The sequence below is a fragment of the Streptomyces sp. NBC_01016 genome (assembly GCF_026341035.1).
Taxonomy (GTDB): domain Bacteria; phylum Actinomycetota; class Actinomycetes; order Streptomycetales; family Streptomycetaceae; genus Streptomyces.
The window spans coordinates 1,228,380-1,250,906 of sequence record NZ_JAPEOQ010000002.1; the positions used below are offsets into that span (position 1 = coordinate 1,228,380).

General features: G+C 67.1%; 18 protein-coding genes, 3 rRNA genes and 1 pseudogene. 14 read left to right on the forward strand and 8 right to left on the reverse strand.

Going from position 1 to position 22,527, the window contains the following annotated elements; all coding sequences use genetic code 11:
* Positions 1-53: 53 nt before the first annotated feature.
* The 3 genes from OG746_RS32300 to OG746_RS32310 form a co-directional block, all read right to left on the reverse strand.
* Positions 54-797 (reverse strand): transglycosylase SLT domain-containing protein, encoded by a 744-nt coding sequence (locus OG746_RS32300; RefSeq protein ID WP_266721140.1) that lies wholly within the window; start codon positions 795-797, stop codon positions 54-56.
* Positions 798-1,116: 319 nt separating this feature from the next.
* Positions 1,117-2,199 carry an S-adenosylmethionine:tRNA ribosyltransferase-isomerase gene (locus OG746_RS32305; protein ID WP_266721141.1) on the reverse strand — a complete coding sequence of 361 codons (1,083 nt, stop codon included), beginning with the start codon at positions 2,197-2,199 and terminating at the stop codon, positions 1,117-1,119.
* Positions 2,199-2,894 (reverse strand): SDR family NAD(P)-dependent oxidoreductase, encoded by a 696-nt coding sequence (locus tag OG746_RS32310; RefSeq protein ID WP_266721142.1) that lies wholly within the window; start codon positions 2,892-2,894, stop codon positions 2,199-2,201. Before OG746_RS32310 ends, OG746_RS32305 begins: the two co-directional genes overlap by 1 nt.
* Positions 2,895-3,078: 184 nt before the next feature.
* Between OG746_RS32310 and OG746_RS32315 the strand changes: the two genes are divergently transcribed.
* From OG746_RS32315 to OG746_RS32330, 4 genes are all read left to right on the forward strand, one after another.
* Positions 3,079-4,224 carry a GAF domain-containing sensor histidine kinase gene (locus tag OG746_RS32315; protein WP_266721143.1) on the forward strand — a complete coding sequence of 382 codons (1,146 nt, stop codon included), beginning with the start codon at positions 3,079-3,081 and terminating at the stop codon, positions 4,222-4,224.
* The gene (locus OG746_RS32320; RefSeq protein ID WP_266721144.1) at positions 4,217-4,858 is read left to right on the forward strand and encodes a response regulator; all 642 of its coding nucleotides are present in this window, start codon (positions 4,217-4,219) and stop codon (positions 4,856-4,858) included. The genes OG746_RS32315 and OG746_RS32320 overlap by 8 nt, the downstream gene beginning before the upstream one ends.
* 205 nt (positions 4,859-5,063) lie before the next feature.
* Positions 5,064-5,309: a chaplin gene (locus OG746_RS32325; protein ID WP_266721145.1), complete on the forward strand. Its 246-nt coding sequence runs from the start codon at positions 5,064-5,066 to the stop codon at positions 5,307-5,309.
* Positions 5,310-5,531: 222 nt separating this feature from the next.
* Entirely contained in the window at positions 5,532-5,771 is a 240-nt protein-coding gene (locus OG746_RS32330; RefSeq protein ID WP_266721146.1) for a chaplin, read from the forward strand.
* A 78-nt stretch (positions 5,772-5,849) separates the two neighbouring features.
* Here OG746_RS32330 and OG746_RS32335 read toward each other — a convergent pair whose 3' ends face one another.
* Complete coding sequence (locus OG746_RS32335; protein WP_266721147.1) at positions 5,850-6,632, reverse strand: Rv1486c family protein; 783 nt, start codon at positions 6,630-6,632, stop codon at positions 5,850-5,852.
* Between the two features lie 165 nt (positions 6,633-6,797).
* Here OG746_RS32335 and OG746_RS32340 point away from each other — a divergent pair.
* From OG746_RS32340 to OG746_RS32350, 3 genes and pseudogenes are all read left to right on the forward strand, one after another.
* Positions 6,798-7,328, forward strand: a pseudogene (locus tag OG746_RS32340) (ABC transporter ATP-binding protein); the annotation flags it as partial.
* A gap of 335 nt (positions 7,329-7,663) precedes the next feature.
* Positions 7,664-8,098, forward strand: coding sequence for an NfeD family protein (locus OG746_RS32345; protein ID WP_266721149.1), 435 nt, complete (start codon positions 7,664-7,666; stop codon positions 8,096-8,098).
* 136 nt (positions 8,099-8,234) lie between these two features.
* The gene (locus OG746_RS32350) at positions 8,235-9,194 is read left to right on the forward strand and encodes an SPFH domain-containing protein (protein ID WP_266721150.1); all 960 of its coding nucleotides are present in this window, start codon (positions 8,235-8,237) and stop codon (positions 9,192-9,194) included.
* Between the two features lie 71 nt (positions 9,195-9,265).
* Here OG746_RS32350 and OG746_RS32355 read toward each other — a convergent pair whose 3' ends face one another.
* The 3 genes from OG746_RS32355 to OG746_RS32365 form a co-directional block, all read right to left on the reverse strand.
* Positions 9,266-9,772 (reverse strand): HNH endonuclease, encoded by a 507-nt coding sequence (locus OG746_RS32355; protein WP_266721151.1) that lies wholly within the window; start codon positions 9,770-9,772, stop codon positions 9,266-9,268.
* 180 nt (positions 9,773-9,952) lie between these two features.
* Positions 9,953-10,495, reverse strand: a complete 543-nt coding sequence (locus OG746_RS32360; protein WP_266721152.1) for a YbhB/YbcL family Raf kinase inhibitor-like protein — start codon at positions 10,493-10,495, stop codon at positions 9,953-9,955.
* Between the two features lie 66 nt (positions 10,496-10,561).
* Positions 10,562-11,344, reverse strand: a complete 783-nt coding sequence (locus tag OG746_RS32365; RefSeq protein ID WP_266721153.1) for a sporulation protein — start codon at positions 11,342-11,344, stop codon at positions 10,562-10,564.
* A 114-nt stretch (positions 11,345-11,458) separates the two neighbouring features.
* Between OG746_RS32365 and OG746_RS32370 the strand changes: the two genes are divergently transcribed.
* From OG746_RS32370 to OG746_RS32395, 6 genes are all read left to right on the forward strand, one after another.
* Entirely contained in the window at positions 11,459-12,100 is a 642-nt protein-coding gene (locus OG746_RS32370; RefSeq protein ID WP_266721154.1) for a DNA-3-methyladenine glycosylase, read from the forward strand.
* Positions 12,101-12,654: 554 nt separating this feature from the next.
* Positions 12,655-14,180: ribosomal RNA gene (locus OG746_RS32375) — 16S ribosomal RNA — on the forward strand.
* 314 nt (positions 14,181-14,494) lie between these two features.
* Positions 14,495-17,617 (forward strand): 23S ribosomal RNA (locus OG746_RS32380).
* Positions 17,618-17,751: 134 nt separating this feature from the next.
* Positions 17,752-17,868, forward strand: a 5S ribosomal RNA gene (gene rrf / locus OG746_RS32385).
* The 16S, 23S and 5S rRNA genes sit together here, the layout of an rRNA operon.
* 289 nt (positions 17,869-18,157) lie before the next feature.
* On the forward strand, positions 18,158-19,267 hold the full coding sequence (locus OG746_RS32390) for a hypothetical protein (protein WP_266725574.1): 1,110 nt from the start codon (positions 18,158-18,160) through the stop codon (positions 19,265-19,267).
* On the forward strand, positions 19,168-19,947 hold the full coding sequence (locus OG746_RS32395; RefSeq protein WP_266725576.1) for a tetratricopeptide repeat protein: 780 nt from the start codon (positions 19,168-19,170) through the stop codon (positions 19,945-19,947). The genes OG746_RS32390 and OG746_RS32395 overlap by 100 nt, the downstream gene beginning before the upstream one ends.
* A 68-nt stretch (positions 19,948-20,015) precedes the next feature.
* On the opposite strand, the gene OG746_RS32400 is transcribed toward OG746_RS32395, so the two are convergent.
* A complete protein-coding gene (locus OG746_RS32400; protein ID WP_266721156.1) occupies positions 20,016-21,317 on the reverse strand; it encodes a DUF1015 family protein in 1,302 nt (433 codons plus the stop codon).
* A 72-nt stretch (positions 21,318-21,389) separates the two neighbouring features.
* Here OG746_RS32400 and OG746_RS32405 point away from each other — a divergent pair, with 72 nt between their 5' ends.
* Positions 21,390-22,457, forward strand: coding sequence for an HAD hydrolase-like protein (locus OG746_RS32405; protein ID WP_266721158.1), 1,068 nt, complete (start codon positions 21,390-21,392; stop codon positions 22,455-22,457).
* Positions 22,458-22,527: the final 70 nt, after the last annotated feature.

Genomic DNA, 22,527 nt, shown 5'->3' on the forward strand with positions numbered 1-22,527 from the left:
TCGTGCCGTGGGGGTTCAGCGTGTGCCGGACCTGGAGGTCCCGACTACAGGAATCAGTACGCGCTGTCCACGTTGTCGATGGAGCCGTACTTGTCGGCCGCGTAGTTGGCCGCGGCCACGAGGTTGGCGACCGGGTCGGTCAGGCTGTTGGCGGTGCCGTCGACGTGGTACGTGTCGAAGGTCGGCTGGATGACCTGCAGCAGGCCCTTGGAGGGCGTGCCGTTCTGGGCGTTGACGTCCGTGCCGTTGACCGCGTTCGGGTTGCCGCCCGACTCACGCATGATGTTGCGGTGCAGGCCGTCGTACGAACCCGGAATGCCCTTGTCCTTCATGATGGCGAGGGATTCCTTGATCCAGCCGTCCAGGTTGTTGGCGTAGACCGGCTTGCGGGCGGCGGCACGCGCGGCGGCCTGCTTGGCCTCGCGCTCCTTCTTCGCCTGCGCCTCGGCCTTCGCCTTGGCCTCGGCCTGGGCCTTCTTCTCGGCCTCGGCCTTCTTCTTCGCCTCGGCCTCCTTGCGGGCCTTCGCCTTCGCCTCGGCCTGCTTGGCCTTCTCGCTGGCGGCGGCCTGCTGGTCGGTGACGCTGGCGTGGACGTCCTTGATCTGCTTCGCACCGGCGTCGGTAGTGAACGCGACCGGGGCGGCGGCGACCGTCTCGTCCTTCGCCTGGGCCTGGGTGTCCTGACCCGGAACCAGCGTCACCGCGAGGGCGGCGGCGCCGAGAGCGGCGACACCGGCGAGCGAGAACTTGTGGGTGCGGGTCAGCTGACTATGGCCGGCGTTGGCGTGCTTGGACATGAGATGGGGACCTCTCTAAGAACGGAAGTCGCTCGCGGGCCGGGGGACCGGACGGTCGTGTTTGGGACACGAACGCCGCGGGTAGGACCCCGCGGCGCCGAACAACGATGGACATTCTTAGCGGCCGCAAAATGCCGAGGCAAAGGTGTGACCTACGAACCCGGGTAGTGGGCCGGGGAGGCGCAAAAAGGGGCAAGAAGTCAATGTCCGACTTCCTGCCCCAGTGCAGCAACGGACCAAAGTCCCTTACTCATCCACTACGGACCTTCGTACGTGACGTGGGCCCTATGCGCGGCGTCACACGCGCCCCCTCCCGAACTCACTCGTGGTTGCCACTGCAACGCACAGCGTGAGGCCTCTCCTCCGGCAGGATGAGGTGCACGTCGCCGAACTCGTGCCAGAGGTAGCGCCCCCTCAGCGCCTCCTCATACGCACGGTCCACAGCGGCCCGCCCCGCCACCGCCTCCAGCATCAGAAGGTGGGAGGCCTCCGGCTCGTGCAGCCCCGTCAGCAGCCCGTCCACCACCCGCACCCCGCGCTCGGGCGTCACGACGAGATCCGTCCAGCCACGCGCCGCCCGTACGGCCCCGTCGCCGTCGACGGCGGACTCGACGGCCCGCACGGCAGTGGTCCCGACGGCGATGACGTGCTGCCCCGCGGCCCTCGCGGCGTTGATCAGGCGGGCCGACGCCTCGGGCACCTCGAAACGCTCCGCATAAGGAGGCTCGTGCGACTCGGCGGACGCCACCCCCGTATGCAGCGTGATCGGCGCGAACTGCACCCCCCGGCTCACGAGCCGCGACACGATCGACTCCGTGAAGGGCCGCGCGGCACTCGGCATCTCCGCGCTGCCCGCCCCCGCGACGTACGGCAGCGCGAACACCGTCTGGTAGGCGGCCAGCGGCTGATCCCGCTCCGTGTAGGAGTAGCGGATGGGCCGCCCGCGCCGGCCGAGCAGCGCGAGCACGTCCCCGGTCGCCCGCACCCACCACAGCCGCTCGCTCCCGGCCGCCAGCGGCTCCTCATAGGTGAGGCGTACGTCGCCGGGGAGCGCGACCACGGACCCCGGGGGCCCTCCGGCGCGCGGCAGCGTCGTGCCCCGGTCGTCCGGGTCCCGCAGCTCGACCGCCCAGCGCCCGTCGTCGCCGCGCGTCGAGAAATGCACGACTACACGCGCGTGCCCCACCGTCCCGTCCACGGCGGCCGCCAACGTAGGAGACGTATTGACGACGAGCAGATCCCCGGCCCGCAGCACGGACGGCAGCTCGGGGAAGCGGTGATGGGCGGCATCGGTGCCGCGCGACACCAGAAGGCGTACGGACGATCTGTCCCGGCCGGGCCCCCGCTGCTCGGCCGGGACCCGCGCCGACAGCTCCTCGGGCACCCGCAGCGCGAGCGCCATCACGCCTCCAGGAGGGACGGGGCCGAGTAGCGCCCGCTCGCGGGGCGCCGGTCAAGGAGGCTCAGGAAGGCGGGGACCACGTCCTCGGGGCGCGGCACCTCGCTCAGATCCTCGTCCGGCTCGGCCGCCGCCAGCATGTCCGTCCGCATCCCGCCCGGATCGACCGCCCACACGCGCAGGCCCGGCTCCTCCACCGCGAGCACGGCCACGAGCTGGTCGAGGGCCGCCTTCGTCGACCCGTAGCCGCCCCAGGTCGGATACGCCTCCGTGGCCGCGTCCGAACTCATGCTGATCACCGTCCCGGCCGGCGCTTCGCGCAGCAGCGGCAGCGCCTCCTGGAGCAGACCGAGCGGCGCCACCACATTGACCTCCAGCGCCGACCTGAAGTCGTCCAGCGAGTGACGGCCGAGCGGCACCAGGGGCTCGGCGCCCAGCACGCTCGCGTTGTTCACCAGCAGATCGAGCCCGCCCAGCTCCCATGCCGCGGCGATCAGCTCCACCCGGTGCCCGCCGTCCGCGACATCGCCCGGCACGGCCGTCACCGCCCCACCGTGCTTGCGCAGCCGCTCCGCCACGTCCTCCAGCGGCCCGGCGGAGCGCGCGTCCAGGACCAGGTCCCAGCCCCGCTCGGCCAGAGCCGTCGCCAACGCCCTGCCGAACCCCCGCGAAGCCCCCGTGATGATCGCTACCGTCATGACAACCGTCCCCTTGAGTACGTCACCGTTGTGCGTCGTGTCCTCAACGTAGGAACGCGGCGGCCCTCGGCACCTCGTACGCGAGCAGCAACAACGCAGGGCCCTTCGCCCTACGCCGACCGACCTAGGCGGAGGGCGCCATGGGTCCGATCCGGCTGTCACACCCCGCCGGTACGGTGAGGCCATGAGTCAGGGTCCACGTACAGGCTTGGCCGCGGTGAGTGCCGCGCTCCTCGCCATGAGCAGGCATCTCGAGGTGCGCGACGTCCTCAAGACGATCGTCGCCTCGGCCCGCGAGCTGCTCGACGCCGAGTACGCGGCGCTCGGAGTGCCGGACGACCACGGGGGCTTCGCCCAGTTCGTCGTCGACGGCGTCAGCGAGGAACAGTGGAAGGCCATCGGCCCGCTGCCGCGCCAGCACGGCATCCTCGCCGCGATGCTGCACGACGCGAAGACGGAGCGCCTCGCCGACGTCCGCGAGGACCCCCGCTTCGAGGGCTGGCCCTCCGCCCACCCGGACATGTCCGACTTCCTCGGCCTGCCCATCAAGGACGGCGAGGAGACGATCGGCGCGCTCTTCCTGGCCAACAAGAACTGCCCCAAGCCGCAAGGCGGTTGCGGCTTCACGCAGGACGACGAGGAACTGCTCGGGATCCTCGCCCAGCACGCGGCCATCGCGCTCACGAACGCCCGCCTCTACGAGCGCAGCCGCGAGCTCACCATCGCCGAGGAGCGCTCCCGGATCGCCCACGAACTGCACGACGCGGTGAGCCAGAAGCTCTTCTCGCTGCGCCTCACCGCACAGGCCGCGGCGACCCTGATGGACCGTGACCCGGAGCGCGCCAAGGGGGAGTTGGGCCACGTGGCGGAGCTCGCGGCGGAAGCCGCGGACGAACTGCGCGCCGCCGTCGTCGAGTTGCGCCCCGCGGCGCTCGACGAGGACGGCCTGGTCGCCACCCTCCGCACCCAGATCCAGGTGCTCGACCGCGCCCACGCGGCGCACCTCACCTTCACCACCAGCGGCATAAAGGCGCTGCCCGCCGCCCAGGAGGAGGCGATGCTGCGCGTCGCCCAAGAGGCGCTGCACAACGCGCTGCGCCACTCCGGAGCCGAGAAGATCCGGGTCTCGCTCGACAAGCGAGGCCAGGGCGCCGTGCTGCGCGTCACCGACGACGGGGCGGGCTTCGACCCGAAGGCGATCCGCAGCGCGGGCCGCCACCTGGGCCTCGTCTCCATGCGCGACCGGTCCAGCGGGGTCGGCGGCAGACTCACAGTGGAATCGGAGCCCGGCAAGGGCACCACGATCGAGATGGAGGTCCCCGGTGGCTGACCAGATCAAGGTACTGCTGGTCGACGATCACCAGGTCGTCCGCCGGGGCCTGCGCACCTTCCTGGAGGTGCAGGGCGACATCGAGGTCGTCGGCGAGGCGGCGGACGGCGCCGAAGGAGTCGCCCGCACCGAGGAGTTGAAGCCCGACGTCGTCCTGATGGACGTCAAGATGCCGGTGATGGACGGAGTCGACGCCCTGCGCCGGCTCCGCGAACTCGACAATCCCGCCAAGGTGTTGATCGTCACCAGCTTCACCGAGCGGCGCACCGTCGTCCCCGCCCTGCGCGCGGGGGCAGCCGGTTACGTCTACAAGGACGTGGACCCCGACGCCCTGGCCGGCGCCATCCGTTCCGTCCACGCGGGCCACATCCTGCTGCAACCCGAGGTCGCTGGTGCCCTGTTGGCCCAGGAGGAGACCAACAGCGGGCAGGGGAGGGGCGGTTCCCTCACGGAGCGCGAGCGCGAGGTGCTCGGCCTGATCGCCGACGGCCGCTCGAACCGGGAGATCGCCCGCGCCCTCGTCCTCTCCGAGAAAACGGTGAAGACCCATGTCTCGAACATCCTGATGAAGCTCGACCTGGCGGACCGTACCCAGGCCGCCCTGTGGGCCGTGCGACACGGCGCCGCGGGCTGAGGCACGGCGTAGCGGGCCGAGTCCCGGGCTGAGGGGCACGCGCGGGCGCACGGACGCGACGGCAACACGGAGCGTCGCACTCCGTTCTGGAATTCATACCGTCGTGTGGATGTCCCCCGGACGGCGTATCCCTTCCGGCGGTGGCGCGTTCTCCAATGCGTGCTGCGGCGGTCATGTCGCGGCGACCGCTGAGGAGGATCCAGAAGTGAAGAACCTGAAGAAGGCCGCGGCCGTCACCCTCGTGGCCGGCGGCCTTGTCGCCGCCGGTGCGGGCCTCGCCTCCGCCACCGACGGTGCGCAGGCCCACGGCCACGCCGTGAAGTCCCCGGGCGTCGGCTCGGGCAACCTGATCCAGGCCCCGGTCCACATCCCGGTGAACGCCGTGGGCAACACCGTCTCGGTGATCGGCGCGCTCAACCCGGCGTTCGCGAACGACGGCTACAACGGCTGACGTGTGCTCAGGGTTCGCCGGCCCCCGGGGTTTTCCCCGCGGGGCCGGTCCGCGTTTTGGGGCGGCTCCCCTGTTCGATAGCGCGGCTGGTCGATTCGTCGGCCTATTGATCCAATCGGGCGGATCGGGCGTTCACCCCGTGTCCACCACGCGCCCCACGCGTTTCTCAGCGTGCGACCCCGCGGCTGGGGTCGGACCGCAATATCTGGAGGAACGCTTCTCATGAACATCGCCAAGAAGGCCGCCGTGGCCGTCGCCGTCGCCGGTATTGCCGCGAGTGCCTCCGCCGGTGCCGCCTTTGCCGACTCGAGCGCCGACGGCGTGGCCGCGAACTCCCCGGGCGTCGGCTCGGGCAACAACGTGGGCGTTCCGGTTCACGTCCCGGTGAACGTCGACGGCAACTCCGTCAACGTCATCGGCCTGCTGAACCCGGCGTTCGGCAACACCGCGGCGAACAACTGAGGTTCGCTGCCCCCGAGGCACAGGAAGGCCCCCACGGACCCGGTCCGTGGGGGCCTTCCCTCGTTCCCGGCCCTGCGCTCAGCCCCGCTCCCGCTCCTCCACGAACGCGTTGTACGCGGCCACCTGCGCGCGCCGGGCCGTCCGCTCCACCGGGCGCAGCGCGAGCGCCCGCGCCCCCATCTCCGACGCGCTCACCGCGCCCCCGTGCCCGCTCTCGTACGCCACGGAGATCAGCAGCCCCACCCGCTGCGCCAGCTCGAGCACCCGCACCGCCCGCCCCGGATACCCCGGAGCCAGCGCCTCGCGCCCCCGCTCGGCCCGCGCCCGGTACGCGTCCACGGCGGCCTCGGACACCGGCCCCGACCCGGCCACGTCCAGCCGCGTCAGCACCTCGGTCGCGTCCCGCAGCGCCTCCGCCAGCTCCCGCTCCGCCTCGCCGAGCGAGGGCACATCCGCCGGCGGCGCCTCCCGCACCGGCAGGCAGTGCCACGTCACCGAGACGTGCAGATCGCCCTCGGGGCCGACCTCGTAGACGTCGGGAACGAGCCCGAGCGCGGCGCCGTGACAGACCACCGCCTCCTCGGCCTCCAGGGCCCGCGCGTTGAACTCCGGCGGCCCGCTGAGCCCCAGGGGATGGCCCGGCGCGGGCAGCGCCACGCGCAGCCCGCCGACGCCGAGCGCCCGCAGGCGGCCGAGCGCCAGCGTCAGGCCGACGGGCCCGTCCTCGCCCGGAAGCCCCGCCACACGGTGCGATGTGTCCTCGGCGACAATCGCGAGCGCCGCGTCATCGGGCGCGACAAATCCGCCAAGAAGGGCATTTCCCCAGGCCGCCAGGCGTCCGGAGCGTGGTTCAGTGAGCATGCGCCCCACCTTAGAAGCCCGCAAAGCTGCCAAAAGCCCGACCGATGGAATGGACCGTGGGGGCGGTGGCGTAAGTTTTCCCTGGGGGCCGTGCCGAGCAGGAACTATGCGAAGGCATGACGGACGCGGCGAACAGACGAGACTGCAATGGGAGACAACGCGCTCATGAGCGATGTACTGGAGCTGGAGGACGTATCCGTGGTCCGCGAGGGCCGGGCTCTGGTGGACCAGGTCTCCTGGTCGGTGAAGGAGGGGGAGCGCTGGGTCATCCTCGGACCGAACGGCGCGGGCAAGACCACCCTCCTGAACGTCGCCTCGAGCTACCTCTACCCGAGCAGCGGCACCGCCACGATCCTCGGTGAGACCCTCGGCAAGCCCGGCACGGACGTCTTCGAACTGCGCCCGCGCATCGGCGTCGCCGGTATCGCGCTCGCCGACAAGCTGCCCAAGCGGCAGACCGTCCTGCAGACCGTGCTCACCGCCGCGTACGGCATGACGGCCGGCTGGCAGGAGGAGTACGAGGAGATGGACGAGCGGCGCGCCCGCGCGTTCCTCGACCGGCTCGGCATGAGCGAGTACCTGGACCGCAAGTTCGGGACGCTCTCCGAAGGAGAGCGCAAGCGCACGCTGATCGCCCGCGCCCTGATGACCGACCCCGAGCTGCTGCTCCTCGACGAGCCCGCGGCGGGCCTCGACCTCGGCGGCCGCGAGGACCTGGTGCGCCGCCTCGGCCGCCTCGCCCGCGACCCGATCGCCCCCTCGATGATCATGGTGACGCACCACGTCGAGGAGATCGCCCCCGGCTTCACGCACGTCCTGATGATCCGCCAGGGCCAGATCCTTGCCGCCGGCCCGATCGAGCTCGAGCTCACCTCCCGCAATCTCTCCAAGTGCTTCGGCCTCCCGCTGGTCGTCGAGGAGAACAACGGCCGCTGGACCGCCACCGGCCTGCCCCTCAGCTGACCCTTCGCGCTCCCGCGCAGGCCGGACGTCCCCTGTCCGCGCGGGAGTTGCGGATCTACCATGGCCATGTGGCAGACATCGACGCATGGGTGTGGTGGCTGATCGGGGCGGCCGCACTGGGAATCCCGCTCGTCCTCACCGCCATGCCCGAGCTGGGCATGCTGGCCGTCGGCGCCGTGGCGGGCGCCGTCACGGCAGGCCTCGGCGGCGGTGCCGTCCTCCAAGTGGTGGTCTTCGCCGCCGTGTCGTGCGCCCTCATCGTGGTCGTACGCCCCATCGCCAGGCGCCAGCGCGCGGAACCACCCCAACTGGCCACCGGCGTGGACGCCTTGAAGGGCAAACAGGCCGTCGTCGTCGAGCGCGTCGACGGACAGGAGGGCGGCCGGATCAAGCTGGGCGGCGAGATCTGGTCGGCCCGCGCCCTCGACGCCGACGCGGCGTTCGAGCCTGGCCGGCAGGTCGACGTGATCGACATCGAAGGCGCCACCGCGATCGTCATGTGAACCGACAGGTGATCCGAACCAGCCCCGCCACGTGGGCAGTTCTGACACACTCGACTGCGCAAGACCTCATGATCTTCCGGCGCGAGGGCGCCGGGACCACGACGGTACGAACGGTACGAGGGGCACGGGAGACTCGATGTCAGCGATCATCATCGTCCTGATCATTCTGGTGGTGTTGGTCTTCATCGCGCTGATCAAGACCATCCAGGTCATCCCGCAGGCGAGCGCTGCCATCGTCGAGCGCTTCGGCCGCTACACACGCACGCTGAACGCGGGCCTGAACATCGTCGTCCCGTTCATCGACTCGATCCGCAACCGCATCGACCTCCGCGAGCAGGTCGTGCCGTTCCCGCCGCAACCGGTGATCACCCAGGACAACCTGGTCGTCAACATCGACACCGTCATCTACTACCAGGTGACGGACGCGAGGGCGGCCACGTACGAGGTCGCCAGCTACATCCAGGCCATCGAGCAGCTCACGGTCACCACCCTGCGAAACATCATCGGTGGCATGGACCTGGAGCGGACCCTCACCTCCCGCGAGGAGATCAACGCGGCGCTGCGCGGCGTCCTCGACGAGGCCACCGGCAAGTGGGGCATCCGCGTCAACCGCGTCGAGCTCAAGGCGATCGAGCCGCCCACCTCCATCCAGGACTCGATGGAGAAGCAGATGCGCGCCGACCGTGACAAGCGCGCCGCGATCCTCACCGCCGAAGGTATCCGCCAGTCCCAGATCCTCACCGCCGAAGGTGAGAAGCAGTCCGCGATCCTCAGGGCCGAGGGTGAGGCGAAGGCCGCGGCCCTGCGCGCGGAGGGTGAGGCCCAGGCCATCCGTACGGTCTTCGAGTCCATCCACGCCGGAGACCCGGACCAGAAGCTGCTCTCGTACCAGTACCTGCAGATGCTCCCGAAGATCGCCGAGGGCGACGCCAACAAGCTCTGGATCGTCCCCAGCGAGATCGGCGACGCCCTCAAGGGCCTCTCGGGCGCGTTCGGCAACTTCGGCGGCTCCATGCCGGGCGCCAGCGACGCGAAGACACCGCCGGTCATGCCGACGCCGCCCCAGCCGCGCCGCGAGCAGCCGCCGATCGACTAGTCATCGAGCAGTACGTCGAACAACGCGAGGGCCCGCCGACCATCAGGTCGGCGGGCCCTCGCGTCATGTCCCTACGCGGCGGTCTGCGCCAGCCACTCCGGCAGTCCGGCCCGCCCGCCGGCACCGAGCGACAGCAGCATCGCATCGGCGGGAGTCGGCTCGAACGGCTGCCGCAGCAGCGGCATCCCCGCCTGCTCGGGCGTCCGGTTCGCCTTGCGGTGATTGTCGGCGGCGCAGGACGCCACCGTGTTCAGCCACGAATCAGCACCGCCGTGCGACCGTGGCACCACGTGGTCGACGGTCGTCGCCCGCTTGCCGCAGTACGCGCACCGGTGCTGATCCCGAATGAGTACGCCCCGCCTGGACCACGGCGCGCGTCTTCGGAACGGCACCCGGACATACCTGCACAGCCTGATCACCCGGGGCACCGGAATATCGATCGCGGCACCACGCATGCGCAGCTCGGGGTGGACCTGCTCAACGACGGCCTTGTCCTGCAGCACCAACACGACGGCTCGATTGAGCGTCACCGTGGAGAGCGGCTCGAAGCTCGCGTTCAGCACCAGTGTGTCCCGCACCCTGCCCACCTCCCGTACACATACGCACCGGATCACCCCTCGGCGTCCGTGCGTCAACTCTGGCCGTGCACGCCGAGATGGACAACGCAATATCTGTAGCCCCAGGCAGAAAAAATGCCCGCCCCTGATCAATTCCATGACCAGAGGCGGGCAAACGTTCCATGAACGCTGAGGTTTGGCTCAGCCCTCGGCGGGCGCCCCGTACTCGGCGATGACCTGGGCCCGGGCGATCGTGTGGAACCGCAGGTTGAACCCGACGAAGGCCGGCGTGCCATCGGAGTCCGGGCCGAGCTTCTCCTGGTCGACCGCGTACACGGTGAACACATAACGGTGGGCGGGGTCCCCGGGAGGCGGCGCGGCGCCCCCGAATTCCTTCGTCCCATAGTCGTTGCGCACCTGCACGGCGCCCTCGGGAAGCCCCTCGAACTTGCCGCTGCCGGCACCCACCGGCAGTTCGGTCACCGAGGCCGGGATGTCGAACACGCTCCAGTGCCAGAACCCGCTGCCGGTCGGCGCGTCCGGGTCGAAGCACGACACGGCGAAGCTCTTGGTCTCCGCCGGGAAGCCCTCCCAGCGCAGGTGCGGCGAGGTGTTGCCGGCCGCGTACACCTGCGCGTCGTCCAGCGTCCCGCCCGGCTCGAAGTCCTGGCTCACGACGGTGAACGACGGCACCTGCGGATGAAAGTCATGAGGAAGCGAAGCCCTCTGGGGCTGCTCGGTCACAACGACACCTCCTGGATCTACGGAAACTCTGGTTCCACAGAGTCTGTCGACCCTGCTCCTGAAACCCTAGAACCAGTTCCGCTTGCTGCCGACCTCGGACAGCCACTGGTGCAGATACGCGGACCAGTCCGTGCCCTGGAAGTCCTGGTGCCCGACGACGAACGACCGGAACGTGTCGCTGCCCTCGCTGAACAGCCCCGGCTTCTTGTCCATCTCCAGTACGACGTCCATCTCCCGGTCGTCGGCCACGAAGCTCAACTCCACCTGGTTGAGCCCCCGGTACTGCTGCGGCGGGTGGAACTCGATCTCCTGGTAGAACGGCAGCTTCTGTCGCGTACCCCGGATGTGGCCGCGCTCCATGTCCGCGCTCTTGAACCGGAAGCCGATGCGGATGAAGGCGTCGAGAAGCGCCTGCTGGGACGGCAGGGGGTGCACATTGATCGGGTCGAGGTCACCCGAGTCGATGGCCCGGGCGATCTCCAGCTCGGTCGTCACCCCGATGTTCATGCCGCGCAGCTGCTGCCCGTCGATCATCGTGACGGGCGTCTCCCACGGGATCTCAAGCCCGAACGGAACGGCGTGCACGGCCTGCGCCTTGAGCTCGAACGCGCCCCCGAGCCGCACCTTGGTGAACTCGATGTCCTGCTTCGTCTCCTGGTCGTTCCCCTCGACCTCGACCCGCGCCTGCAGACCGACCGAAAGGCCCTCGATCTCCTGGTCGACGGACCCGCCCTGGATCCGCACCTCACCCTGAACGACACCACCGGGCACGACATTGACCTCGGTGAGCACCGTCTCCACGGACGCCCCGCCCGCGCCCAGACTCGCCAACAGCCGCTTGAACCCCATGCCTCGATCTCCTCCGTGTGCGAACCACTGCTGATACTGCTCACTACATACGCGGGACAGCTGCGCCCGGTTCCGCGAGCGCCTGTCCCGACCGCTCCACTACCCTCGGAGGGCATGATCGCGGCCCCTGACCGTACGCCCCTTGTACGCGAGTTCTTCGACCGACCTGTACTGGACGTCGCCCCCGACCTACTCGGACGCACGCTGGTCCGATCCACTCCGGACGGACCGATCGAGCTCCGCCTCACAGAGGTCGAGGCCTACGACGGCGCGAACGACCCCGGGTCCCACGCATACAGAGGCCGAACCGCCCGCAACAGCGTGATGTTCGGGCGCCCCGGACACGTATACGTCTACTTCACCTACGGCATGTGGCACTGCATGAACCTGGTCTGCGGTGAGGAGGGCAGGGCGAGCGCCGTGCTGCTCCGCGCCGGCGAGATCATCGAGGGCGCCGAACTGGCCCGCAAACGTCGACTATCGGCCCGGAACGACAAGGAACTGGCCAAAGGCCCGGCCCGCATGGCCACGGCCCTCGGCGTGGACCGATCCCTGGACGGCACCGACGCCTGCGCCCGAACGGACTCCCCGCTGAGAGTCCTGCACGGCACCCCCGTCCCCGCTGACCAGGTACGCAACGGTCCACGCACCGGAGTGTCCGGCGAGGGCGGCGTCCACCCCTGGCGCTTCTGGGTCGCCAACGACCCGACGGTGAGCCCTTATCGGGCCCATACGCCCCGCCGCCGCACAACTTGACGCACCCCTACGGGATCCGTAATGTGGCCCGAGCCGCTGAAGCCGGATCAGGCGCTCAGTCAACCTCCGGAAGCGGCCAAACCACTCATTACGACTTCCCTCGGCGGGGTCTTTTCGGCGTGCTCGCATGCCGAAATTCGAACCCGCGAAACTCGATTATGAGTTGCCGGGAGATTCGGCTAATGTGGTGGACACGCCGAAAGGCAAAGGCCCTCCAACGGCCACCGAAAATGAAATCCGAACCGGAAACGGAACGGAAAACGGATCTGGTAGAGTTGGAAACGCAAAACAGCAAGACCGAAGGGAAGCGCCCGGAGGAAAGCCCGAGAGGGTGAGTACAAAGGAAGCGTCCGTTCCTTGAGAACTCAACAGCGTGCCAAAAATCAACGCCAGATATGTTGATACCCCGTCTCCAGCATCTGCTGGGGCGAGGTTCCTTTGAAAAGTCCTGCAGGCCTTATGGCTGGCAGGCGCACAGCGAGGACGCTGTGAACGGTCGGATTATTCCTCCGACTGTTCCGCTCTCGTGGTGTCACCCCGATTACGGGGAAACATTCACGGAGAGTTTGATCCTGGCTCAGGACGAACGCTGGCGGCGTGCTTAACACATGCAAGTCGAACGATGAAGCCCTTCGGGGTGGATTAGTGGCGAACGGGTGAGTAACACGTGGGCAATCTGCCCTTCACTCTGGGACAAGCCTTGGAAACGAGGTCTAATACCGGATAACACTCCCATTCTCCTGGATGGGGGTTAAAAGCTCCGGCGGTGAAGGATGAGCCCGCGGCCTATCAGCTTGTTGGTGAGGTAATGGCTCACCAAGGCGACGACGGGTAGCCGGCCTGAGAGGGCGACCGGCCACACTGGGACTGAGACACGGCCCAGACTCCTACGGGAGGCAGCAGTGGGGAATATTGCACAATGGGCGAAAGCCTGATGCAGCGACGCCGCGTGAGGGATGACGGCCTTCGGGTTGTAAACCTCTTTCAGCAGGGAAGAAGCGAAAGTGACGGTACCTGCAGAAGAAGCGCCGGCTAACTACGTGCCAGCAGCCGCGGTAATACGTAGGGCGCAAGCGTTGTCCGGAATTATTGGGCGTAAAGAGCTCGTAGGCGGCTTGTCACGTCGATTGTGAAAGCTCGGGGCTTAACCCCGAGTCTGCAGTCGATACGGGCTAGCTAGAGTGTGGTAGGGGAGATCGGAATTCCTGGTGTAGCGGTGAAATGCGCAGATATCAGGAGGAACACCGGTGGCGAAGGCGGATCTCTGGGCCATTACTGACGCTGAGGAGCGAAAGCGTGGGGAGCGAACAGGATTAGATACCCTGGTAGTCCACGCCGTAAACGGTGGGCACTAGGTGTGGGCAACATTCCACGTTGTCCGCGCCGCAGCTAACGCATTAAGTGCCCCGCCTGGGGAGTACGGCCGCAAGGCTAAAACTCAAAGGAATTGACGGGGGCCCGCACAAGCAGCGGAGCATGTGGCTTAATTCGACGCAACGCGAAGAACCTTACCAAGGCTTGACATACACCGGAAACGTCTGGAGACAGGCGCCCCCTTGTGGTCGGTGTACAGGTGGTGCATGGCTGTCGTCAGCTCGTGTCGTGAGATGTTGGGTTAAGTCCCGCAACGAGCGCAACCCTTGTTCTGTGTTGCCAGCATGCCCTTCGGGGTGATGGGGACTCACAGGAGACCGCCGGGGTCAACTCGGAGGAAGGTGGGGACGACGTCAAGTCATCATGCCCCTTATGTCTTGGGCTGCACACGTGCTACAATGGCCGATACAATGAGCTGCGATACCGCAAGGTGGAGCGAATCTCAAAAAGTCGGTCTCAGTTCGGATTGGGGTCTGCAACTCGACCCCATGAAGTTGGAGTTGCTAGTAATCGCAGATCAGCATTGCTGCGGTGAATACGTTCCCGGGCCTTGTACACACCGCCCGTCACGTCACGAAAGTCGGTAACACCCGAAGCCGGTGGCCCAACCCCTTGTGGGAGGGAGCTGTCGAAGGTGGGACTGGCGATTGGGACGAAGTCGTAACAAGGTAGCCGTACCGGAAGGTGCGGCTGGATCACCTCCTTTCTAAGGAGCATCTAGGCCGCCAGACTTTGTTTGGTGGTCCAGGGCCATTACGTCGGCAAATGTTCGACGGTGGTTGCTCATGGGTGGAACGTTGATTATTCGGCACCGTCAGTCATCTCGGGCTGCAAGTACTGCTCTTCGGAGCGTGGAAAGCTGATCACGAGTGGCGAGGGTGTCGGGCACGCTGTTGGGTGTCTGAAGGTACGGCCGTAACGGTCGCCTTCAGTGCCGGCCCCGGTAAAAATCCGCTTCGGTGGGTTGTGACGGGTGGTTGGTCGTTGTTTGAGAACTGCACAGTGGACGCGAGCATCTGTGGCCAAGTTTTTAAGGGCGCACGGTGGATGCCTTGGCACCAGGAACCGATGAAGGACGTGGGAGGCCACGATAGTCCCCGGGGAGTCGTCAACCAGGCTTTGATCCGGGGGTTTCCGAATGGGGAAACCCGGCAGTCGTCATGGGCTGTCACCCGCTGCTGAATATATAGGCAGTGTGGAGGGAACGCGGGGAAGTGAAACATCTCAGTACCCGCAGGAAGAGAAAACAACCGTGATTCCGGGAGTAGTGGCGAGCGAAACTGGATGAGGCCAAACCGTATACGTGTGAGACCCGGCAGGGGTTGCGTGTGCGGGGTTGTGGGATCTCTCTTTTACGGTCTGCCGGCCGTGAGACGAGTAAGAAACCGTTGATGTAGGCGAAGGACATGCGAAAGGTCCGGCGTAGAGGGTAAGACCCCCGTAGTCGAAACATTAACGGCTCGTTTGAGAGACACCCAAGTAGCACGGGGCCCGAGAAATCCTGTGTGAATCTGGCGGGACCACCCGTTAAGCCTAAATATTCCCTGGTGACCGATAGCGGATAGTACCGTGAGGGAATGGTGAAAAGTACCGCGGGAGCGGAGTGAAATAGTACCTGAAACCGTGTGCCTACAAGCCGTGGGAGCGTCGCGCATTGAGTTTACTCAATGCGTCGTGACTGCGTGCCTTTTGAAGAATGAGCCTGCGAGTTTGCGGTGTGTTGCGAGGTTAACCCGTGTGGGGAAGCCGTAGCGAAAGCGAGTCCGAATAGGGCGATTTAGTAGCGCGCTCAAGACCCGAAGCGGAGTGATCTAGCCATGGGCAGGTTGAAGCGGAGGTAAGACTTCGTGGAGGACCGAACCCACCAGGGTTGAAAACCTGGGGGATGACCTGTGGTTAGGGGTGAAAGGCCAATCAAACTCCGTGATAGCTGGTTCTCCCCGAAATGCATTTAGGTGCAGCGTCGTGTGTTTCTTGCCGGAGGTAGAGCACTGGATAGGCGATGGGCCCTACCGGGTTACTGACCTTAGCCAAACTCCGAATGCCGGTAAGTGAGAGCACGGCAGTGAGACTGTGGGGGATAAGCTCCATGGTCGAGAGGGAAACAGCCCAGAGCATCGACTAAGGCCCCTAAGCGTACGCTAAGTGGGAAAGGATGTGGAGTCGCAGAGACAACCAGGAGGTTGGCTTAGAAGCAGCCACCCTTGAAAGAGTGCGTAATAGCTCACTGGTCAAGTGATTCCGCGCCGACAATGTAGCGGGGCTCAAGCGTACCGCCGAAGTCGTGTCATTGCAGCTATAGGGCCAACGCCCGCTGTGATGGGTAGGGGAGCGTCGTGTGCCGGGTGAAGCAGCACCGGAAGGTAGTTGTGGACGGTTCACGAGTGAGAATGCAGGCATGAGTAGCGATACACACGTGAGAAACGTGTGCGCCGATTGACTAAGGGTTCCTGGGTCAAGCTGATCTGCCCAGGGTAAGTCGGGACCTAAGGCGAGGCCGACAGGCGTAGTCGATGGATAACCGGTTGATATTCCGGTACCCGCTGTGACGCGAAAGACATCGAATCCAGTGATGCTAAGGCCGTGAAGCCGTTCCGGACCCTTCGGGGAATGGAAAGTGGTGGAGCCGCCGGCCCAAGCTGGTAGTAGGTGAGCGATGGGGTGACGCAGGAAGGTAGTCCAGCCCGGGCGATGGTAGTCCCGGGGTAAGGGTGTAGGGCGCTGTCCAGGTAAATCCGGACAGCTTGTGCCTGAGACCTGATGCCGAGCCGATTGTGGTGAAGTGGATGATCCTATGCTGTCGAGAAAAGCCTCTAGCGAGTTTCATGGCGGCCCGTACCCTAAACCGACTCAGGTGGTCAGGTAGAGAATACCGAGGCGTTCGGGTGAACTATGGTTAAGGAACTCGGCAAAATGCCCCCGTAACTTCGGGAGAAGGGGGGCCATTCCTGGTGATTGGACTTGCTCCATGAGCTGGGGGTGGCCGCAGAGACCAGCGAGAAGCGACTGTTTACTAAAAACACAGGTCCGTGCGAAGCCGTAAGGCGATGTATACGGACTGACGCCTGCCCGGTGCTGGAACGTTAAGGGGACCGGTTAGTCACATTTCGGTGTGGCGAAGCTGAGAACTTAAGCGCCAGTAAACGGCGGTGGTAACTATAACCATCCTAAGGTAGCGAAATTCCTTGTCGGGTAAGTTCCGACCTGCACGAATGGCGTAACGACTTCTCGACTGTCTCAACCATAGGCCCGGTGAAATTGCACTACGAGTAAAGATGCTCGTTTCGCGCAGAAGGACGGAAAGACCCCGGGACCTTTACTATAGTTTGATATTGGTGTTCGGTTCGGCTTGTGTAGGATAGGTGGGAGACTTTGAAGCGGCCACGCCAGTGGTTGTGGAGTCGTCGTTGAAATACCACTCTGGTCGTGCTGGATGTCTAACCTGGGTCCGTGATCCGGATCAGGGACAGTGTCTGATGGGTAGTTTAACTGGGGCGGTTGCCTCCCAAAGAGTAACGGAGGCGCCCAAAGGTTCCCTCAGCCTGGTTGGTAATCAGGTGTTGAGTGTAAGTGCACAAGGGAGCTTGACTGTGAGACCGACGGGTCGAGCAGGGACGAAAGTCGGGACTAGTGATCCGGCGGTGGCTTGTGGAAGCGCCGTCGCTCAACGGATAAAAGGTACCCCGGGGATAACAGGCTGATCTTCCCCAAGAGTCCATATCGACGGGATGGTTTGGCACCTCGATGTCGGCTCGTCGCATCCTGGGGCTGGAGTCGGTCCCAAGGGTTGGGCTGTTCGCCCATTAAAGCGGTACGCGAGCTGGGTTTAGAACGTCGTGAGACAGTTCGGTCCCTATCCTCTGTGCGCGTAGGAATATTGAGAAGGGCTGTCCCTAGTACGAGAGGACCGGGACGGACGAACCTCTGGTGTGCCAGTTGTCCTGCCAAGGGCATGGCTGGTTGGCTACGTTCGGAAAGGATAACCGCTGAAAGCATCTAAGCGGGAAGCCTGCTTCGAGATGAGTATTCCCACCCCCTTTGAGGGGTTAAGGCTCCCAGTAGACGACTGGGTTGATAGGCCGGATCTGGAAGCACCGCAAGGTGTGGAGGTGACCGGTACTAATAGGCCGAGGGCTTGTCCTCAGTTGCTCGCGTCCACTGTGTTGTTCCCAGACAACGAACAGTTGTGCGGGCTGAACAGTTTCACTTATCAATTGAAAAGTGTGCTAGTTCGCCGCCCTGTTCACATGTCCCTTTTGAGGGATGTCTGAAAGGGTTTCGGTGGTCATAGCGTGAGGGAAACGCCCGGTTACATTCCGAACCCGGAAGCTAAGCCTCACAGCGCCGATGGTACTGCAGGGGGGACCCTGTGGGAGAGTAGGACGCCGCCGAACTATTTTTGAGAGGACCCTTGGTCCCGGCACACATGCTGGGACCAAGGGTCCTTTTTGTATTTCCAGAGCTTTTCTCGGAGCGCGCCGGCACCCCGGTTGCGCGAGAATGACTGCGGTACCGAAGACAGGAGTCAACCGATGGCCACCAACTCTCCCGATGAGCGTCCGGAGCGCGATCAGCGCCGACGGGACAGTGGTGACCGGGGGGATCGGGGCGGGTTCCGCGGCAACAGCGGGGCCCCGCGTCGGGACCGTCGGGATGGCGACCGGGAGCGTCCGCCCTTCCGGCGTGACGACCGGCGTGATGACCGTTCGTTCGGTGATCGGGACCGTGACCGTGGGCCGCGTCGTGATGACCGGCGGGACGACAATCGCGGTGGTGGCTTCCGTCGCGATGACCGTCGGGACGACACGCGTCGTGATGACAACCGTGGCGGCGGCTTCCGGCGCGACGACCGTGACCGTGGGCCGCGTCGTGACGATCGGCGCGACGACAACCGTGGCGGTGGGTTCCGTCGGGACGACCGTCGGGACGACACGCGTCGTGATGACAACCGTGGCGGCGGCTTCCGCCGTGACGATCGGCGTGATGACAACCGTGGTGGCGGCTTCCGTCGTGACGATCGGGACCGTGGGCCGCGTCGCGATGACCGGCGTGACGACAATCGCGGTGGTGGCTTCCGTCGCGATGACCGTCGGGACGACACCCGTCGCGATGACAATCGCGGTGGCGGCTTCCGGCGCGACGACCGTGACCGTGGGCCGCGTCGTGACGATCGTCGCGATGACAACCGTGGCGGTGGGTTCCGGCGGGACGACCGTCGGGACGACACCCGTCGCGATGACAACCGTGGCGGCGGCTTCCACCGTGACGACCGTCGCGATGACCGTTCGTTCGGTGATCGGGACCGTGACCGTGGGCCGCGTCGTGATGACCGTCGCGATGACAACCGCGGTGGTGGCTTCCGGCGCGATGACCGTCGCGATGACAACCGTGGCGGTGGGTTCCGGCGCGATGACCGTCGGGACGACAACCGTCGTGATGACAATCGCGGTGGCGGCTTCCGGCGCGACGACCGGGACCGTGACCGTGGGCCGCGTCGTGATGACCGGCGCGATGACAACCGCGGTGGTGGCTTCCGGCGCGATGACCGGGGCGGGCGTCCCGGTGGGTTCCGTGGGCGCGACGACCGGCGTGACGACGGGCGGGACAACCGCCGCGACGACCGCCGTGACGACCGGCGTGGTGGGCCCCGGGTCCGGGACGACCGGGAGCGGGACCGTGAGCCGATCAAGCGGCTGCCGATCCCGGACGACGTCTCCGGTGCCGAGCTCGACAAGAGCGTGCAGCAGGAGCTTCAGTCCCTGCCGCGGGGGCTCGCCGAGGATGTCGCCATGAACCTCGTGATGGTGGCGCGGCTGATCGACGAGGACCCGGAGCGCGCGTACGCGTACTCCAGGATCGCGCTGCGTCTCGCGTCGCGCGTCGCCGCCGTGCGGGAGGCCGCTGGCTTCGCCGCGTACGGGACCCAGAAGTACAGCGAGGCGCTCGCCGAGTTCCGGGCCGCGCGGCGGATGACCGGGAGCGCGGAGCTGTGGCCGCTCATGGCCGACTGCGAGCGTGGGCTCGGGCGTCCCGAGAAGGCGCTGGACATGGCCGGCGCCCCCGAGGTGTCGAAGCTGGACAAGGCCGGACAGGTCGAGATGCGGCTCGTGGCCGCCGGTGCGCGACGGGACATGGGGCAGCTGGACGCCGCCATCGTGACCCTGCAGAGCCCCGAGCTCGCCTCGAACGCCACGCAGCCGTGGACCGCGCGTCTGCGCTACGCGTACGCCGACGCACTGCTGGAGGCCGGGCGCGAGGACGACGCGCGGGAGTGGTTCGCCAAGGCCGTCGAGTCCGACAAGGACGGCAGCACGGACGCGTCCGACCGGCTCGCCGAGTTGGACGGTGTCGAGTTCGTGGACGCCTTTGACGACAGTGCCGAGGACGGCGCCCCGGCGCCTCAGGACGACAGCGACGCCGACAGCGACGGCGACAACGCCGGTGTCGAGCGTGAAGAGCGCGACGAGCGGTAGAGCGTGACATGAAGAACGGGCGGGCTCCCTGAGGGAGCCCGCCCGTTCGTCGTTGTCGGCCGTCGTTCTCAGTCGTCCGTCAGTGTGCGCAGTACCAGGCCCGTGGCCGGCTTCGGGCCGAACGACGTGGACTTGCGGGGCATCGTCACGCCCTGGCGGGCCAGCTCGCGGACGACCTCCTCGCGGACCGGGTGCATCAGGACCGCCGTGCCGCCGTCGTGGCGCGCCTTGTCGACCGTCGCCTGCGTGTCGTGGATGTACGTGACGTCGGCGGGGGAGTCCTCCGGGATGCCCCAGACGTCACCGAGGAGCGTGGAGTGCAGCACCGTGGCGTCGAGGGTGCGCCAGGCCTCGGGGCGATCGGCCGGAATCGTACGGTCCAGGAGCGCCGGGTCGGGGCGGTCCAGGAGGTGGTACGTGTCCTCGGTGCCGGTGAGGAGGAAGGCGTTGCCGTGGGACGCCGCCTTCGCCAGGGCTTCCATCGCGTGCGGGAGCGGGCCGGCGACCTCGCGTACGCGGAAGTGCGGGCCGGCCGCCGCCAGTGCCCGGTCGAGGGGGAGGCGGCCCAGCAGGCGGTGGATGGCGCGGACCCGGAGGGGGTAGCGGGCCGTGTCGACCAGGAGGACGAGGCCGTAGTCCCAGGGGGTGCGGCCCGGCGAGCTGTGTTCGGTGCGCAGACGCAGGTAGGTGGCCCAGCGGTGGTGGCCGTCCGCGATCAACGCCTGGTGGGTGGCGAGACCGTCCTGGACCTGGCGCTGGTCGGCGGGGTCGGTGAGCGCCCAGAGGCGGTGGCTGTAGCCGTCCTCGGTGGTCGTGGCGAGGAGCGGGGCGTGCTGGACCGTGCGCTCGATGACGGCGGTGGCGCCGGTCGCGTTGCCGTTGCCCCGGTAGGTCAGCAGGAGCGGTTCGAGGTTCGCGGCCGTCGTGCGCATCAGCCCCGCCCGGTCCTCGACCACATGCGGCATGACGTCCTCGTGGGGGAGGACCACACCCTCCGAGGCCTCGGAGAGGTGGAGGGCGCCGATGATGCCGCGCTGCAGCATGTCGCCGTTGCGCTGCTCGTATACGTAGAAGGCTGGTTCGGCGTCGGGGGCGAGGACGCCTTCGGCGAGCCAGCGGTGCAGGGTGGCGGCCGCCAGTTCGTTGCGGGTCCGGGGCTCCACGGCCTGCGGCAGGATCAGGCGGACGATGTTGTGCGGGTCCGCGTTCTCCAGGTGCAGCAGACCGTCAGGCCGTACGACTACGTCGTACGGGGGCGAGGTCACGGCGGCGAGGCTGCCGACCTGTTCGGGGACGTAGCGGACGCCCCTGAACGGGATCAGATCCAGGCCGTTGGTGCCCGACTGTGCCGTGCGACCTGCAGTGTTCATCCCCGCATCGTACGAGTGTCAGTGCCGTGAGGGATGATCGGGGGAGTGGGATCGACCGAGGAGAGATGCGGAATGAGCCAGGGCCACAGTGCGAGCGGGACGGCCGACAGTGGGGCCCGGCTGCGGCCCGGTGGTAGCGCGCGGGAACTGAGCGAGGCATATGACACGGCGCTGCTGGATCTCGACGGGGTCGTGTACGCGGGCGGGCAGGCCATCGCGCATGCCGTCGAGTCGCTGGCCGTGGCGCGCGACGGCGGGATGGGGCTCGCGTACGTCACGAACAACGCGCTGCGCACGCCGGACGCCGTGGCCGAGCATCTGACCGAGCTCGGGATCCCGACCGGGGCCGCCGATGTCATCACGTCGGCGCAGGCCGTCGCGCGGCTCATCAGCGAGCAAGTGCCCGAAGGGGCGCGGGTGTTGGTGATCGGGGGCGAAGGACTGCGGGTGGCCCTGCGTGAGCGGGGGCTCGTGCCGGTGGACTCCGCCGACGAGGATCTGGCCGCGGTGGTGCAGGGGTACGGCGGGCCGGACATGGCGTGGGGGCGGTTCGCCGAGGCCTGTTACGGGATCGCGCGCGGTGTGCCGTGGTTCGCCTCCAATACGGACCTGACGATTCCGAGTGCGCGCGGGATCGCGCCGGGGAACGGGGCGGCGGTCGAGGTCGTCCGGATCGCGACGGGTGCCGAGCCGCAGATCGCGGGGAAGCCGTTGCCCCCGATGCACCGCGAGACGATTCTGCGGACCGGCGCGAAGACCCCGCTGGTGGTGGGCGACCGGCTCGACACGGACATCGAGGGGGCGTTCAACGGGGGCGTGGATTCGCTGCTCGTACTGACCGGCGTCACCGATGCCGCGCAGCTGCTCGCCGCGCCGCCGCAGCACCGGCCCACGTATGTGGATGTGGATCTGCGGGGCCTGCTCACCGGGCAGCCGGAGGTCGAGGAGGTTCAGGGCGGCGACGGCGGGTTCCGGTGCGGGGGCTGGACCGCGCTCGCCGGGGACGGGGAGCTGCGCCTCGAGGGGGACGGTGAGGCGATCGACGGGCTGCGGGCGTTGTGTGCGGCGGCGTGGAGTGCGGCCGGGGACGGGGTTTGCGAGCTGGATACGGGGAAGGCGGTGGCACGGTTGGGGCTTTAGCGCGCCCGCGCTTCGGAGCCGCGACGGGGTTGGGGCTGGACGTGTGCTCGCCCCGCACCGGGGTGCCGCC